Source organism: Paenibacillus massiliensis subsp. panacisoli DSM 21345, assembly GCF_000426545.1.
GTDB classification, from domain to species: Bacteria; Bacillota; Bacilli; order Paenibacillales; family Paenibacillaceae; genus Paenibacillus; species Paenibacillus panacisoli.
In genome coordinates this window covers 35,080-50,641 of record NZ_AUFO01000017.1, presented here as the reverse complement: position 1 = coordinate 50,641, position 15,562 = coordinate 35,080, and the positions used below count along the sequence as shown (strand labels likewise).

The following is a 15,562-nucleotide window of genomic DNA, read 5'->3' as shown; positions in this document are numbered from 1 at the left end:
CACAGACAAGCTCACACATTGAAGCATCATACGCTATCTTCAAGGCTTTATCATACTGGAAAAAAGACTCTTTTACAATGGGCATGCCTTAAAGGGCAACCCATTCCATGCATATTCAGACTACATCCAGAAGCATTCATCTTATATCAGCATAGCCGAAAATACTACCTCATAACCCTATGTGCATCTAACCCATGTTAGCTGTCATATTGGAGCTACTGCCTTCCTATCAGCAAGCAAGTATGAAGTAGACCTCAGATAGCTTCTTCACTTCGCCATTTTCTAGCCTTAGATAGCTCTATTCCAGCCTAGTTCTATTCCAGTGCCTAGGCAACTCCATTCCAGCCTTAGTAGCTATTTTAGCCTAGACTTATTGCAGCTACCCTAGCTTAGGTATCTAGCTGTAATAATGCACACACCTGCGCCAACATGCTGTTGCCACTGTCAGCCCCTCACTTCATCTGCCTTATCCAAATTCTGCTCATAACGAAGGAACAGAGCATCGACCTGCTCCTGTAGCCAGGCTGTCAGTAGCGGATGCGGCAGCAAAGCCTCACCATTATAGCGATAATTCAGGCCCTCCATCTTCCTTGGAATAACGACGTCCGTGAAGTACCCTGAACTCAAAAATAACGGGGCCACAATAACAGCCATTCCCCGTTCCTCGGTCCAATATACGATTTTGTCGCGCACCGATAGCGGGTTCAGCAAGGCAAAATCCGTGTGTATTCCACTTTGTACCGCCACATCAATCATCAGCGAAGCCATGCCGGACTCCCAGCGCTGCCGGAACCCCTCATGCACACTGCCATGACCGACTAGCAGAATAACCTCGTGCTCTGGATCGACCGATAACGGCCGCGCCTTCGACCATACAATCTCAGCTACAGCGGGGCCAGCGTCGATCGGATTTCCCCAATAGACACGCGCCTGAATCCGAAAAGGCTCCAGATCCGTCTCCTTCTCTGGCTCTGCCTTTGTCCCCAGTGCATACCCAATCTCATCGACATGTGTACTACCAGAGGACACAAAGAACGGGACGACGAGCATATCCGTCACCCCTTGTTCTTCTAGCCTATCTATACCATCCTGAATAGAACGCCCTTCTACCTGCTCCAGAAAAGCAACCACCGCCGGTACCCCGGCAGGTAGCTGCAGCCGTCCAGCAACCTCATCGACCTGCGCGACCCATGAAGCCGTCATGGAGCCATGCCCGATGATCAGGATTCCCGGCCGGCTCATCTTAGCGTCCCAGTCGTTCCAACGTCATTTTATAGCCATCGTTACCATAGTTCAGGCAACGCTTTACGCGCGAGATCGTAGCTGTACTTGCACCCGTCTCGGCTTCAATCTGGTTGTAAGTACTACCTTTGCCGAGCATACGCGCTACCTCCAGACGCTGCGACAGCGACTGAATCTCGTTAATTGTGCACAGATCGTCGAAGAAGACGTAGCACTCCTCCAGATCCTTCAATGTAAGAATGGCCTCAAATAATTGATCTATACTTTTATCATTAAGCTTCTTAAGCTGCATGTATAATCATCTCCCACCGATACTTGTTCTTTCATTGTAACTGAGTGTCACTAAGTTTTTCAAGCGTTAACGGTTTCACGCATTACAGAATAGCAATATCAGGACCTTAGTCGGACACCAGTTCTTCACACCCGGCGCTATCCATGTGCATCTATGAAAAATCGTTTCTGCTAGTCCCCTCCAGATGGGCCCCCACCAGTCCACGAGCTGTCAGTTCATACGAGCCTTCTACAGCCATTCGTGCTTGGCTTCACCTTTCCTTGTTATCCGTACTTAGCTTGTCGCTCCGCTCTTATCCCTGCTGACCTGGGCCATCACCCACGCCCAAATCCGCTTTTATCCATAATTATGGGACACGCGCCTAATCGTCCTGTGCATCTGTGACATAAGGTATAGTATCACATAACAAAGGAAAGTGATCTGCATGCGCGATAATCGTTACCGGAGACCGCATTCACATAGGTCCCTCTCTGATCCCTATTCCTCTCCATCCTACCCAGGGGTCAGCCCATACGAGCAAGCTCCACAGGTCGATTCACCCGGCCTCGTTCCATATGCTCCCCAAGATTCTGATCTGCTGACAGCTACTTCGGCGGCCACAGACAGCAAAGGAGGCTTACTAGGTGGTCTTGCAAGCCTCGGCGAGATCAAGGGCTTCATCGACCGCATGGGCGGCATTGACGGCATGATTGCCACCATTGGCAAGGTCCAGAAGGTCATGAGCACGATGCAGCAATTCGCTCCTATGGCCAAATTAATCATGGGCTCCCTGCCCTTCGGCAAGGGCGGCGGCAAAGGACTGCTAGCCACTGATGATTCCTACGACGATTACGATCCGCCCAGACGACGCAAAAAAACAGCGCCAAAGCGGGGAACCCCGCGCAAGCGCTCCAGCAAAAGACGCAGACGATAACTAGTGGTAGCTTCACACGAATAGTGCTACTGACTATTTGAACCATCCGCGTCTGGAGAACCACAGCACCATACCGACCGACATGGCCACCATCACCACCATGACGATCGCATAGCCATAGGTCCAGTGTAGCTCAGGCATGTTCACGAAGTTCATTCCGTAGATGCCTGCGATCAGCGTTAGTGGCATGAAGATCGTCGTGATAACCGTCAGCGTCTTCATGATCGAATTCATCCGGTTAGAGTTCAACGAGATATATCCATCTCTCAGGTCGGCCGTCATCTCGCGGTCGGCCTCAATCATGTCCGCCAGCTTGAGCAGGTGATCATAGATATCTGTGAAATACGCTTTGTACTCCCCCGCACCCTGGACATGCCCGGAGTTAAGGATGCGATAGAGCAGATCGCGCATCGGCACGACCGTGCGGCGAATCTTCAGCAGACGACTCCGCAGCTGGAAGACCTGCGTCATCAGTAGCTCAACAGACTCATTCCCGCTCTGATTCTCCAGCTCGGCTAGCTCATCCTCAATCGCGTATACACAGGGGAAATATTGATCCACCAGTTCATCCAGCACCTCATAAGCCGCAGCCAGTGGCCCTTTGGTCGAGACGGTATTCGTATGACCGTCAGCCAGCCGATCCCATACCCGGTCCACCTCAGCCAGCTGCGCATGGTGATACGTGACGAGGAGACGCTCTCTCATGAACACGCCGACCTCTTCTACCTCCAGCGTATGCTCCCTGAGCGCATGGATTACCATGAACTCCGTCTCCGGATAATGGTCAAGCTTGGGGCGCTGCAGTACATGCATACAATCCTCGATAGCCAGCGGATGGAAATGAAAATAACTGTCCAGCAGCTTGGACTCTTCTTCACTTGGCTCAATAAAATCCACCCATATCCAAGCGTATTTCTCCACATCTATATTCTGAAGCGGGATTCCTGCGATGACTTCATGAGCATGTCCGATAGCTAGCGTGCGGATCAAGGCGATCCCTCCCTTTATGTACAACTCCTAATTATTATCCGTAGTTCATATAGTTCATAGTACCTTAACCTATTACGTTGTCTCGATTAAACAAGCTGAACATTGGTCGACAGAGCTCCCCCCGCTTGCAGCCACCGACTCTCTTTTGAACTGGTCAAGGTACTATATAAATTGATCCTGTTACATTGAGCAGGGGAGTGAGCAACGGAGGGGAAGTTTGGAAGGGAAGGAGCGCCAGCGACCGCCTTTGTCTCTGGATTTCTACGAGCTATAAGCCGTGTACATGAAAGAAATCTGGAGACAACAGTGGCCGGAGGTTCAAACGTTCTCCGCAGTTGCACGGACCTGAGCCCTTAACATTTTCAGTTCAAGCTATATCCGTTCGATCTATATCCGTTCGATCAATATAGCCACACCCCAATCTACCATAATCCGTACGTGCACAGCAAAAGAAGCCATCCTGACGGTTGGCCCCTGTAGCTTGCAGATATACAACTATATAGCAGGACTTCGTTAGCGAAGACGGACAGAGCATGATTTCGCTAATACAACATGTCAACATGTGAGTGTCATCATACTGCCTTGCTTCATAGCTTGTCCTAACCTAGTACCTTGACCGAATCTGATTCAATGTTTAGCAGTTCTGCACCCATCTTGATTTGGTCGAAGTACTAGGCAAAGAATAATTTGAATACCGCTCCCGCCAGCAATGCGGAGATCGGAATCGTAATGAACCACGTTACTACAATTCGCCCTGCCAGTGACCAGCGCACAGCGGAGAAGCGCTTCGCTGAACCAACACCAAGGATCGCAGAGGTAATGGCATGCGTCGTGCTGACAGGCAAGTGCAGAATCGTACACGTAAAGATAACGGACGCAGCCGAGATATCTGCGGCAAAGCCGTTAATCGGCTCAATCTTGAAGATCTTCGTCCCCATGGTCTTGATGATCTTCCAGCCACCAATTGACGTACCCAGTGCCATCGCAGTAGCCGCTGCGATCTTAACCCAGAGCGGTACCTCCAGATGATCTTGATACTTGGCGGAGACCAGTGCGAAGGTAATAATCCCCATCGCTTTCTGGGCATCGTTCGTTCCGTGTGTAAAAGACTGCAGTGCCGCCGTAAAAATCTGCATCATCCGAAAACCCTTGTTAACGGTATGCGGACTGCGACGGGCAAAGATATATTTGAGAATCATCATCACAATATACCCGATTACAAATGCAATTAGTGGAGAGAAGACCAGTGCCTCAACAATATCAATGAAGCCTGACCAATTCACCATGTCCGAACCAGCCCCTACATATACAGCACCTGCCAGCGCACCGATCAGCGCATGGGAAGACGAGGATGGAATGCCGAACCACCAGGTTACCAAATTCCATATAATTGCTGCAATCAGGGTACAAATGACAATATCTATACCATTAGTCAGCTTCGTCGGATCTGCAACGCTTCCTCCGATCGTCTTTGCGACTCCAGTGAACATCATGGCCCCTAAGAAGTTCATCGCAGCAGCCAGTATAATAGCACGGCGTGGCGTCAGAGCTCGGGTAGAGACGGATGTAGCAATCGCATTGGCTGTATCGTGGAATCCGTTGATAAAGTCAAAGGCCAAGGCTAGAAATATAACAATACCTAGAACGAGTAAACTTGTTTCCATGTGAGAGGACCCCTTACGAGTTACGCATGATGATCGATTCCAGTCTGTTCGCTACATGCTCACAAGCATCTGTAGTCGTCTCAAGCCGTTCATAGATCTCTTTGCGCTTAATGAGCTCGATCGGGTCGCTCACGGTGGCGAACAGGTTATTGATGCATTTGCGCAGCAGCTCGTCCCCTTGGTTCTCCAGATCATTCAGTCGGATCGTATGCTCGCGAATCGCCAGCAGCTTCTTCTGGGACAGCAAGTGAACAGCCTTCTGAATCTCGTACGCAGACTGCCGCAGAATATCCGCGAATTGAATGATATACTCATCCGGCTCAGTCAAATGATACATATAGAAACGAGATGCTGTTGCCTCAAGACCGTCCAATACATCATCCATAGTGGTTGTCAGATCCATAATATCATCGCGTTCAATCGGTGTAATAAATGTTTTGTTAAGCTCTTTGATGATCGTGTGCGTGAATTCATCGCACTTGGACTCATATCTCTTCATTTCACTTGTAAACTCAATTACATTTTGAAGATTCGAAACATGCTGGGAGAAGTAGTCAGCGGCATGTACAATGGTATCTGCCATATTCTCCAGCGTCTGAAAAAAGATATCCTTTTTCTTCAGTTTCATAACGATTACCCCTTTACAAATTGTTACTGCTTGAACGCGGACAGATAAAAACAACCTTTGCTATCTTATCACAAGTAACAGGTTTTTTGTAAAGGCTTTGTAAAGTTCTAAGCGGTTTTTCATTGAAAACGGATACAATAGGGCAATTCCTTTACATTATATTGACTTAGTTTTACCTTATAATTACATTTCCCGCCTATTGCATCCGAATTCCTACTGATATGTGTCTCTTTAGTCGCTTGAGTTCTTAGTGTCCTTAGTGCCGTTAGAGTCCTTAGAATCCGTTGAATCCGTCGAGGCAGCCGCTGGCTCCGTAATCGTAATATGTCCGCTTACCCCATTGTTGTCAGTAGGGACAATGTGTATATAGGTTTTGCCCGGAAGCAATGGCCATTCCTTGCCGTCCACGTCAAAGCGAATGGAATCTCCCTTATTATGTCTCCACGTTCCCTGAATCATCCGACCCTGCTGGAAAATGGCTGCCTCGCCTCCGCGATCCAGATCCACTGCCAATCGGCCTACATCATCCAGTACCCGATGATTCGTAGACAATACAATTAAATTCGTAGCTGTGAGCTGTTCATTATTGTTCAGATCGACATGCGGCTTGCCGTTAATCATGCGCTTATATAGTCCTTGCTCCGCATCATATGTATAGGATACCCGATAGCTATTGAGCAGGAATCGAATATCCAGTGCAGTCGCTTCCTCTCCTGCAATCTGATGTGTCTTCGGATCATCGAAGGTATACGCAGGAGCCTCTGCCTCCACTGGATAACCGCGCTTCTCCGCACCCACTACCAGCTTGTCCAGGTCTGTGTACAGATTATGTGGCGCCTTACGGTCTTTGCTTCGCCAGAAGGACGTTCCTGCATTCGTGATCTCGTCCAGATGCTGCTTGCCTTGTCTTTGGAAAATGGCATAGGCGTCGTTGCTTCCTCCTGCATGTATTGGAAGGGCGTTATAGCTCTCTGCGAGCTCGATCAGATAAGGACGAATGCTGCGGACCGGACCGATGTTCACATCCCTGCCACCACTCTGGAAGATCGCTACAAGTCTGGTAATACCGCCTTCCGCCAGCACTTCATATACGATATCGGCTCCGCTCAGACCGGATTGCGGCCTAGCCGCCGGGGCATTGTTGATCATGACCGCAAGCGGGCGTTGCTTTACAGGCTCATCCGATCCCAGTCCCGTTAGCGGCGCACTGTATGCATAGACAGGCTCCACAGGAGTCTCTTCCTTAACAGGCTCTGGCTCCGGGGTAACGACAGGGGGTGTCACTGTTGGCTCCTGTACAGATTCTGAGCAGGACGCGAGCAGCAACGAACTTGTGACGAGGAGTGCACCGATGCACCAATGCTTAAATTTCATCTGGGTCAACATTCCTTCCTCCAACTTTTTTTCTCATTATAAACTCCGACTTCCGATTTTGTCCTGTTAAATAAGGATATTCCGGCATTGAGAACTCCAACATTTGACATCTTAAATTTTCTCTGAACAAGGAGAAATTAAAATTTAAAAGAAATTTCCGACTTTGTGATTTATATCACAAATATTCGCCCTTCCCTACACTACAATAAGGATGTAGCCAAGATGATCATCACACAAAAGCAAAAAGCACTAGTAACAACAGCATTAATAACACAAATTATTGATTATAAAAAAGGAGTGGTTCATATGTTTAACAATTGGTTGAGAGAAAATAAGGTTGCAATGTGGTTACTGACAGTACTGAGAGTATACATTGGTTGGGATTGGATGGATCACGGTTGGAAGAAACTCGTTGGTGGAGGCTTCGACGCAGGCGGCTTCATTACCGGAGCGATCGCAAAATCGACGGGCGAAAGCCCAACCGTACAAGGCTGGTGGGGAGCGTTCCTGGAGACTTTCGCACTGCCTAACGTTGGCCTCTTCAACTTCCTGATCCCGCTGGGCGAATTCCTGGTAGGTCTCGGACTGATCTTGGGTACATTCACTACTTTGGCTGCACTGATGGCTATGGTCATGAACTTCGCATTCTTGTTCTCGGGCACTGTAAGCACCAACGCAATCCTGGTGCTGGCTGAAATCTTCATCGTAGTTGCAGGTGCTAACGCTGGTCGCATCGGCTTCGACTACTGGGTACTTCCTTACCTTCGCAAATTGTTCCGCAAAGGCGGTACCAGTCAGGACCCAGCCTTCAAAGGGGCATAACCTGAGACCTCATAACTGATGCTCTCAGCTTCCAGATTCACCAAGAGGCAGACACCGCCAAGTGCGGTAACTGCCTCTTATTTTTGTAATATAGTCTTGTTCTGGAATATAGTCTTGTTCTGGAATACGGTCTTGTTTGGAATATATTCTTGTTTGTAATCTAGTTTTGTTTTTGCAAATATTGCTTTGAATATAGAGTTGTCTGTAGTTAAAATGCTACTGCTAATCCTCCAGCCCAAAATCAGGCTCAGCTCCGAACACCCAACAATTCAAGCTCAGCGATCCATGCGCATACTCCTGATACAGCTTCACGGCATTCCCGTTATTGTCTGCTGTGCCCATCGCATAGAACAAGGGCGCTATATGCTCTCTGGCATAAGACGGCACGGCCTCACGGGCATGTGGTGCCTTCTTGTCATACAGGAAAAGGTGCCTCAGATTCCACACGGTTAGCTGCTCCCCGATCCAGTCATCGAAGGCTACAGCCCAGGCTTCAGGCTCATCGGTCTCCCGCAGCAAGCGAAGGTTGTGTACGAGCCCTCCACTGCCAATAATCAGAATATCCTGATCACGTAGAGCGCTGATCATGCGCCCGATATTGTACTGCTCTTGAGGCGAACGGCGTGAGTCTACGGATAACGGAATGACAGGAATATCTCCTTCAGGGTACAGATGCCGCAGAATAACCCAGGCTCCGTGATCCAGCCCCCTGCCCTGTACAGGACGAACGAATAGATTTTGCTGCTTGAACATGGCCATGATCTCTTCGCTAAGCTCCTGATCACCCGGAGGATCATAGGTCAGTTGATACATGTCATCGGGGAAGCCGTAGTAATCGTGCATGGCTGTATGTTGGTCGTCCACTCCGATGCTCTGATCGGGACAATCCCAGTGCGCTGAGAATACGACAATCCCGCGGGGACGCGGCAGCCGTGAACCCAGTCTGGTCAAAAAGCGGGTATAAGCATTGTCCTCCACAGCCAGTGTAGGCGAACCATGCGCCACGAATAGTGCTGGTATTGTCATCGCTGCCAACCTCCACACGCAAAATGATGGTGAGGGCTATTCCGAATGCATACCGCGTGAGCTTACGAAGACTATATCGTCCAAGCCAAATATCGTCCTAGATCAATGCTGGCCTTCATCAGCTATCGGCGGTGCTTGACTTTCGGAAATATGCCTTACCTCTCTATTTTACTCCTGCGCACGCGGTTTTTCCAATATCATATCATCCAGTGCTGCCATTCTTCCTCCAGACGCTCCTGGTTCGTCAGCCACTGGAGGGTCGATGTGATAAGCTGATCTCGCTCTTTGCCCGATGAGAAGGTATGATCTCCTTGGAAAATGATCTCCTTATCGCACCGTCCCTCGCTGCGCATCCAGAACACCTTCTGGTACAAGAAGGCATAATCCACTGGAATAATATCATCGGAGGTCCCATGAACAACGAGCACGTTGCCGTTGAACTTCACCGCCTCCTGGAACGGCTGATATTGGGCCAGCGAGTCAAAGTACACAGGTGTGAACTTATAGCCAAGGTAGTCTGCCTTGCCTTGCTGAACTGCTTCATCGTAGGTGGACCGCCCGGTGATTTTGACAATATCATTGAAAGGATAGCCAACAGCTGACCACATGATCAGGTTCTGCACGCGTTTGTCACGCACAGCCGTCAGAACAGCGACTGCACCGCCAAGACTATGCCCCAGTAGCGTGACGCGACTCGGGTCCACATCAATGCAGTTCATCGCATAATCTATCACAGCCCGTGTCTGATTGATCATGGATTCCAGACTTTGCTCACCATATTCGCCTGAGCTCTCTCCGCACCCTGCGTAATCAAAACGGATCACGGCGTAGCCCTTAGCTGCAAGCTCACGCCCGGTCCGTACGAACAGCCGATCCACACCTATGCGACTACCTACGAAGCCATGGCAGATGATGATAAGCGGTACTCTATTCTGTCTTTTCGATTCCCCGTTATCGCTGGGATAATGAAAGGTTGCTGCCAACTCTTCTCCCTCGTATCGAATACTGATCTGTCGCTCCATACTCTCTTCCTCCCGTTTCCCACGTATGTTCCATTTATTCTACTGTTAACAGTGAAAGTCACGATGGCCATTTCTAAATATTTAATTATTCCGATTAGTTTAATTGGTATTAGATTATATGAGAAAATATATCACCTTGATGCGTCCTCTGTCAATGAGCTCGGCTAGAACACAAGATAAGGCCCTGGAGGTAACCTCCAGGACCTTGATCTTTACTGTTCGACGCCTTTACTGTAGACGTCTTTTCATATACCTTAGTGTTCTTGCTCCTACTTCCATATCAGCTGATGTGAGTCTGCAACTGGTGCACATACACTCAGGGGCCATTCATCTTTTACTAGCGGCACATTCCACTTGAGCCTACTAATAGCTACATCAGCTATGCTCCGTCTGTTACGAGGAACTATAGCTAGAGATCACTCATAGCTCTGACGGAACATACTGTGGGTCTCACTCCGTCCCTCCCATGCATTCATCCATCCATGCTCTTGGCTTAGGCGATGCTCATCCCACAGATTCACTGACGGCTGCTGCCCCAATTCATCGGAGAATTCCTCCTGATCCAGAATACGGTATACTGGGGCCCCTTTGCCTGCTCCTGGTAGTGAGGTCTTGTCCGTATGGACATGGTTGGCGGTTGGCTGAATATCACCTGTGCCTTCATCCTTCATCTGCTTCACGCTCCCGTCCTTAATAGTCGTGTAGAGAGGTCCAACAGCAGCATATACTGTACAAGTACGGTTGCTATGCTTGCTTGCTGTAATCTCTTTATGGGGTAATTTTCAACGGGAAGCGTTCACATTATACTTACAAGAATGAAATTCAGTCAGCTATTCTTCATTTGTCAACATTCCGCCACATTCTGGACACGGACTCGCGGAATGGTATACTTTCTTCATAGCCTGATAACAGCAAGGAGGAGTACACGTGCCTGATACGCACACGGATCAGAAGCAAGCCAATAAAAGCTATAGCAGCTATGTGCTGATTGCCTGGATTGCACTGACATTCTTTTTTACGACGATTGCCCTGGTAGGGCTGGTTGTACAATCTACAGGGGGAAATGTGGAGCCTTACACGAAGGTGGGAATCTCTACACTCGTTCTGATCGCTGGAGGAGCCATTGTTCTCATTGAGGCCCTGACCAAATTCATGGTTAGACCGGAGGACGATGAGACGGATCAAGATTCCGCAGATCAGCGTCCCCATGTCCCGGAGCGAGCCAGCATGAACATCAGATCCATATTGGCCTACGTAGTGCTGGTAGCCGTAATTCTCATAGGTGGCCTGCTGCTACGAGGCTCTCTGCCTGTATTCACCATCTCGCCATGGACCAGTCTTGTCATCGGGATCGTCGGCTGGGTGGTGCTCATCATCATCATGTGGAGACGAAATCAACGTCGGAAGGCCTCGGTTTAGGTTAACGAACTACCATAGCACTGGAGAACAACTGGAGAGTGGTGGTAGGTCTATGCTAAAGGATCGCTGGATAGGTAAGCTATAACTATGCCAACTCCTATATTGGAGCATTGAACAGTATTAACAATAGCAGTAGGACGAGCAGTAGGATGAACTACATTAGTCCTAGCACTTAACACTTAACACAGTTGCAGCACTACCTGTTGCTCTTAGCTCTAGTACTGGTTGTAGTACTGGTTGTAGTACTAGCTGTAGCTTGAGCTGTTGGATAAGTCCCGACCGTTATCCGATCGGTTCGTCCAGCGTGCCATCACGAGTTATTCTGGCCTGCTCGCCAGGCGTCACGCCGAATCTACGCTTATACATGCGGATGAAATAATTCAGCTCCATCCCAACGGCATCCGCTACCTCGCGCATCGTTGCCAAAGGACGATCAAGCATCCACTGCTTGGCATGCTCCAGTCGCAGACGCTGCATATATTGGTGGCCGGTCATACCATATTCCTGGTGGAACAGTCGATTCAGATGCTGCACGGAGTACCCGACGATCTCGGCTACATTTTGCAAGAGTAGCTCTTCGCGATAATGGGCATGCATATAGGCGAGTGCTTGTCGGAAGCCCTCACGATTGCTTAGGTCTGAGGATTCTTGCTCGGTATCGCATTCCGGCCTCAAGGACTGGCATTCTCCTTCGCTTGCCTTCCTGTAGCTTTCAGAAGATAATAGTGCCTCTACTGCTCCCGGCAGGAGCCGATAAGTGACTTCGTTCATTTGCTCATGCAGACGGGGATTACGCAGGTCCAGCTCCCATAGCCTGATCAGCTGCAGCCACAGCTTCATGAATCCGTCTTGGTCTAATTCAACGTGCTCAAGATCCTGAAGAGTGCGCAGTAGTGTACTTGAGAGGGTGCCGCCAAATCCGACATAACGCTGATCCCATACCTTACTGTCATCTGGCCTAATGGTATAGGCAAGCTCCTTGGATACAGTCGTGATCTGGAACGGACGCAAGCGACGTGTCGAGCCATCCTCCCGCTCAAGCAGCGCAGAGCCATGGTGTGACAATATCATAAGATGCTCAGGAAAGCCCTCTGGATGATGCTGCTGCTTCTTCGGAACTATCCCTGCACAGTAGAGATGTAGGGGCATACGCGATGGTGGCGAACGAAACAAACGAAATGAAGACATTATATCCTCCTCATGTCGGGAATCATGTTCATCTTGATATTGCAGGTTCATAAGCGCAAGGCTGACTTGATTGCAGCCATCATAACAGAAATGCTATCACCTTGTCCGAGATCAAAAGCACTATCCTTAGCTCTTTCATTTCATTCAATTTTTATTACCTAGAGCACACAGTGTTGGTTGCCTAGGTATTGGGTTGACTGTCCTGTCTTATACTGAATATGCAGCCTAGGCAGCTATAAAGACAGCAAAAGCCGTACACTGATTCCAGATCAGCATACGGCTTTGTTTTTTATCTAACTGAGCTTTATTTATCTAGTTGAACAGTAAATACCTAGTTCCTAATACCTCGACTGGATATGATTACTGGTGATAATGATCAGCAGCAGCTATACACTTCTATTGGATCGAGTCCAGGTACTAATTAACAACACTGGCTTCCTCAGATCAACATATTGAACAGATTCTCGTTCTTATTGAGCTCCGTATACTGAATACCTCTCCGATTCATCCGATCAATCAGTGGGAAGTAATCCTCCTTGTACATCAGCTCAACGCCGACGAGAGCAGGGCCATTCTCCTTATCATTCTTCTTGGTATACTCGAAACGGGTAATATCATCATCCGGTCCCAGCACCTCCTGCAGGAATTCACGAAGAGCACCCGCCCGCTGCGGGAAGTTAACCATGAAATAATGCTTGAGGCCTTCGTACATCAAGGAACGATCCTTAATCTCCTGCATCCGGTCAATGTCATTGTTGCCGCCACTGACGATACAGACGACCGTCTTGCCTTTTATCTCATCCTTGCAAAAATCCAGTGCAGCCACAGGCAGAGAGCCAGCTGGCTCTACCACGATCGCATTTTCGTTATATAGCTCCAGAATGGCCGTGCAAGCCTTGCCTTCAGGGACCTTCACAATGTCGTCCAGTACGCGTGTACATATATCATAGGTGAGCTCTCCAACACGTTTGACGGCGGCTCCATCCACGAATTTGTCGATCTGATCCAGTGTAACCACTCCGTTCAAGCGTATGGCCTCACTCATCGAAGCAGCTCCGAGCGGCTCAACGCCAATGATACGTGTGGCCGGACTGACCGTTTTGACATAGGTTCCGACGCCAGCTGCGAGTCCGCCCCCGCCGATCGTCACGAACACATAGTCTGCCGGCATGCCCAGATCCTCCAGAATTTCCATGCCCACGGTGCCATTACCAGCTACAATCTTCGGCTGATCGAAAGGATGAATAAACGTCATACCATCCTCATTACAACGCTTGATCGCCTCCGCATACGCATCATCGAAGGTATCGCCTGTAAGAATGACCTCTACGCTCTCCCCACCAAAGCGGCGAACCATCTTCACCTTCTGGTTAGGCGTAGTGCTTGGCATGTAGATCTTGCCCCTAATGCCCAGCGCATTACATGAGAACGCCACACCCTGCGCATGATTTCCTGCACTGGCACAGACGATCCCCTTCTCCATTTCCTCTGGCGTAAGACTGCGAATCATGTTGTACGCACCACGAATCTTGAAGGAGCGCACCACCTGCAGATCCTCCCGCTTCAAATACACTTCACACTCATATTTTGCCGACAATACAGCATCACGCTGTAACGGCGTCTTGACAATCACTTCACGCAGCATATGATGCGCGCGAATAATATCCTCCATACCCACGGAAGGGACATCCGTCCGGGGACTATCTGCTGATTTCATATGCTCACTCCACACTCCGTTAAGCTGGTTCTATAGTTTGTACCGATTATCATACCACGTTTTGGGTCGAATTGCGCGGGCTGCTAGCGGTAGCTATGCGAGATTGAGCATTAGATCTTGCTCCTGCTACCTAATAGCACAGCAGCGACCCTCACATGGAGAATCGCTGCTATTAGGAATCAATATTCTAAGGTTAAACAAGCCTTGCATTTATTGAATTGCTTTGTATTTGTTAATTTACTTTGTATTCGCTAATTAGCTGCGAGTGAGCTCGTTGACTTATTCACCAGCACCATATTGTCGTGCGAACCAGGCTGCTGCCGCCTCTACCTCTGTACGAGTGAGCTGATGGCCATTTCGCTCCCAATGAGTCTCCACCTCAGCACCTGCTCCTGTGAGGAGCTCCTCCAACTCTCTGGAGCCCTGTGCCGGAATCAACGGATCATTCTCACCCGCGCCAATGAATACAGCCGTACCCTTCAGATCAGGAAGCTGGATATCACGTAGCGGCACCATCGCATGATGCAGAATCGCACCCCGAAGGGCATCCTTGTCATGGAAGAGCATGCTGGCTGCAATGTTGGCACCGTTGGAGTAACCGACGGCAATTACGTTCCCGCGATTGAATCCATACTGCTCCGCAGCTTCATCAATGAAGGCAGATAGCTCACGTGTGCGGAAGACCAGATCCTCCAGATCAAATACTCCTTCAGCGAGACGTCGGAAGAAGCGCGGCATGCCATTCTCCAGAACATTCCCGCGTACACCTAACACGGAGGACTCGGGCGAGATCATATCCGCCAAAGGCAGCAAATCTTGTTCGTTACCACCTGTGCCATGCAGGAGCAGCAATACCGGAGCCTCTTGATTCGTACCTTGCTTGAAAATATGCTTCATAATTATAACCTCCTCAGGATTTAGGATATATCTGTTGCCACGAATACAGACAACACGAGCCAGAAATTTTGTAGCTTCCTTTGTAGCTTCCTTTGTAGCTTCCTTTGTAGCTTCCTTAGAAGCATTTGTAATCCGTTCACTATCTTACTGAATTGTTAATACTCTTATTCATTTCAAAATTAAGATTCTTACTTTTGTTATATTATAAAATACTTTTCAGCATTCTGCAATCCCTACTTCTGCAACGGATGGAACTGTAGATTTGTCTCTTTCCCACAGGCTGGCAGCAACAACAAATAAGCGTTCATACCACGGGATACCGGGTAAGGAACGCTCGACAGTAACGATGAGGATATTACGAAATGTGT

At 49.0% G+C, this 15,562-nt stretch carries 15 protein-coding genes; 3 read left to right on the top strand and 12 right to left on the bottom strand.

Annotated features, from left to right (window positions below; all coding sequences use genetic code 11):
* Positions 1 to 444 precede the first annotated feature (444 nt).
* Positions 445 to 1,242, bottom strand: a complete 798-nt coding sequence (locus tag K331_RS0114515; protein ID WP_028590866.1) for a sirohydrochlorin chelatase — start codon at positions 1,240 to 1,242, stop codon at positions 445 to 447.
* Between the two features lies 1 nt (position 1,243).
* Positions 1,244 to 1,534, bottom strand: a complete 291-nt coding sequence (locus tag K331_RS0114510; protein WP_018885361.1) for a YerC/YecD family TrpR-related protein — start codon at positions 1,532 to 1,534, stop codon at positions 1,244 to 1,246.
* Positions 1,535 to 1,958: 424 nt separating this feature from the next.
* Between K331_RS0114510 and K331_RS0114505 the strand changes: the two genes are divergently transcribed.
* Complete coding sequence (locus tag K331_RS0114505; RefSeq protein ID WP_028590865.1) at positions 1,959 to 2,447, top strand: hypothetical protein; 489 nt, start codon at positions 1,959 to 1,961, stop codon at positions 2,445 to 2,447.
* Positions 2,448 to 2,480: 33 nt separating this feature from the next.
* Here K331_RS0114505 and corA read toward each other — a convergent pair whose 3' ends face one another.
* The 4 genes from corA to K331_RS29610 all read right to left on the bottom strand — a co-directional run bounded on the left by corA (position 2,481) and on the right by K331_RS29610 (position 7,103).
* On the bottom strand, positions 2,481 to 3,437 hold the full coding sequence (corA, locus tag K331_RS0114500; protein ID WP_028590864.1) for a magnesium/cobalt transporter CorA: 957 nt from the start codon (positions 3,435 to 3,437) through the stop codon (positions 2,481 to 2,483).
* A gap of 671 nt (positions 3,438 to 4,108) precedes the next feature.
* Positions 4,109 to 5,101 (bottom strand): inorganic phosphate transporter, encoded by a 993-nt coding sequence (locus tag K331_RS29615; protein ID WP_036634960.1) that lies wholly within the window; start codon positions 5,099 to 5,101, stop codon positions 4,109 to 4,111.
* Between the two features lie 13 nt (positions 5,102 to 5,114).
* The gene (locus K331_RS0114485) at positions 5,115 to 5,729 is read right to left on the bottom strand and encodes a DUF47 domain-containing protein (protein ID WP_018885365.1); all 615 of its coding nucleotides are present in this window, start codon (positions 5,727 to 5,729) and stop codon (positions 5,115 to 5,117) included.
* A 231-nt stretch (positions 5,730 to 5,960) separates the two neighbouring features.
* Positions 5,961 to 7,103, bottom strand: coding sequence for a DUF3048 domain-containing protein (locus tag K331_RS29610; protein WP_226383601.1), 1,143 nt, complete (start codon positions 7,101 to 7,103; stop codon positions 5,961 to 5,963).
* A gap of 306 nt (positions 7,104 to 7,409) precedes the next feature.
* On the opposite strand from K331_RS29610, the gene K331_RS0114475 reads away from it, so the two are divergent.
* Positions 7,410 to 7,925 carry a DoxX family protein gene (locus K331_RS0114475; RefSeq protein WP_028590862.1) on the top strand — a complete coding sequence of 172 codons (516 nt, stop codon included), beginning with the start codon at positions 7,410 to 7,412 and terminating at the stop codon, positions 7,923 to 7,925.
* A 222-nt stretch (positions 7,926 to 8,147) separates the two neighbouring features.
* Here the strand turns inward: K331_RS0114475 and K331_RS0114470 are convergent, their stop codons facing one another.
* From K331_RS0114470 to K331_RS29605, 3 genes are all read right to left on the bottom strand, one after another.
* Complete coding sequence (locus K331_RS0114470; RefSeq protein ID WP_028590861.1) at positions 8,148 to 8,951, bottom strand: DODA-type extradiol aromatic ring-opening family dioxygenase; 804 nt, start codon at positions 8,949 to 8,951, stop codon at positions 8,148 to 8,150.
* A 197-nt stretch (positions 8,952 to 9,148) separates the two neighbouring features.
* Positions 9,149 to 9,973, bottom strand: coding sequence for an alpha/beta hydrolase (locus tag K331_RS0114465; protein ID WP_028590860.1), 825 nt, complete (start codon positions 9,971 to 9,973; stop codon positions 9,149 to 9,151).
* Between the two features lie 416 nt (positions 9,974 to 10,389).
* Positions 10,390 to 10,644 (bottom strand): hypothetical protein, encoded by a 255-nt coding sequence (locus K331_RS29605; protein WP_036634951.1) that lies wholly within the window; start codon positions 10,642 to 10,644, stop codon positions 10,390 to 10,392.
* Positions 10,645 to 10,900: 256 nt separating this feature from the next.
* On the opposite strand from K331_RS29605, the gene K331_RS0114455 reads away from it, so the two are divergent.
* The gene (locus tag K331_RS0114455) at positions 10,901 to 11,392 is read left to right on the top strand and encodes a hypothetical protein (RefSeq protein WP_028590859.1); all 492 of its coding nucleotides are present in this window, start codon (positions 10,901 to 10,903) and stop codon (positions 11,390 to 11,392) included.
* A gap of 282 nt (positions 11,393 to 11,674) precedes the next feature.
* On the opposite strand, the gene K331_RS31015 is transcribed toward K331_RS0114455, so the two are convergent.
* From K331_RS31015 to K331_RS0114440, 3 genes are all read right to left on the bottom strand, one after another.
* Positions 11,675 to 12,580, bottom strand: coding sequence for an AraC family transcriptional regulator (locus K331_RS31015; RefSeq protein ID WP_051289846.1), 906 nt, complete (start codon positions 12,578 to 12,580; stop codon positions 11,675 to 11,677).
* Between the two features lie 439 nt (positions 12,581 to 13,019).
* The gene (gene ilvA, locus K331_RS0114445) at positions 13,020 to 14,297 is read right to left on the bottom strand and encodes a threonine ammonia-lyase IlvA (protein ID WP_028590858.1); all 1,278 of its coding nucleotides are present in this window, start codon (positions 14,295 to 14,297) and stop codon (positions 13,020 to 13,022) included.
* 279 nt (positions 14,298 to 14,576) lie between these two features.
* The gene (locus K331_RS0114440) at positions 14,577 to 15,194 is read right to left on the bottom strand and encodes an alpha/beta hydrolase (RefSeq protein WP_028590857.1); all 618 of its coding nucleotides are present in this window, start codon (positions 15,192 to 15,194) and stop codon (positions 14,577 to 14,579) included.
* Positions 15,195 to 15,562 lie beyond the last annotated feature (368 nt).

Bases quoted from the DNA above. Each gene is read 5' to 3' on its own strand.
- K331_RS0114515 (WP_028590866.1), bottom strand. From the start codon at position 1,242: ATGAGCCGGCCGGGAATCCTGATCATCGGGCATGGCTCCATGACGGCT.
- K331_RS0114510 (WP_018885361.1), bottom strand. From the start codon at position 1,534: ATGCAGCTTAAGAAGCTTAATGATAAAAGTATAGATCAATTATTTGAG.
- K331_RS0114505 (WP_028590865.1), top strand. From the start codon at position 1,959: ATGCGCGATAATCGTTACCGGAGACCGCATTCACATAGGTCCCTCTCT.
- K331_RS29615 (WP_036634960.1), bottom strand. From the start codon at position 5,101: ATGGAAACAAGTTTACTCGTTCTAGGTATTGTTATATTTCTAGCCTTG.
- K331_RS0114485 (WP_018885365.1), bottom strand. From the start codon at position 5,729: ATGAAACTGAAGAAAAAGGATATCTTTTTTCAGACGCTGGAGAATATG.
- K331_RS29610 (WP_226383601.1), bottom strand. From the start codon at position 7,103: ATGAAATTTAAGCATTGGTGCATCGGTGCACTCCTCGTCACAAGTTCG.
- K331_RS0114475 (WP_028590862.1), top strand. From the start codon at position 7,410: ATGTTTAACAATTGGTTGAGAGAAAATAAGGTTGCAATGTGGTTACTG.
- K331_RS0114470 (WP_028590861.1), bottom strand. From the start codon at position 8,951: ATGACAATACCAGCACTATTCGTGGCGCATGGTTCGCCTACACTGGCT.
- K331_RS0114465 (WP_028590860.1), bottom strand. From the start codon at position 9,973: ATGGAGCGACAGATCAGTATTCGATACGAGGGAGAAGAGTTGGCAGCA.
- K331_RS29605 (WP_036634951.1), bottom strand. From the start codon at position 10,644: ATGAAGGATGAAGGCACAGGTGATATTCAGCCAACCGCCAACCATGTC.
- K331_RS31015 (WP_051289846.1), bottom strand. From the start codon at position 12,580: ATGTCTTCATTTCGTTTGTTTCGTTCGCCACCATCGCGTATGCCCCTA.
- ilvA (WP_028590858.1), bottom strand. From the start codon at position 14,297: ATGAAATCAGCAGATAGTCCCCGGACGGATGTCCCTTCCGTGGGTATG.
- K331_RS0114440 (WP_028590857.1), bottom strand. From the start codon at position 15,194: ATGAAGCATATTTTCAAGCAAGGTACGAATCAAGAGGCTCCGGTATTG.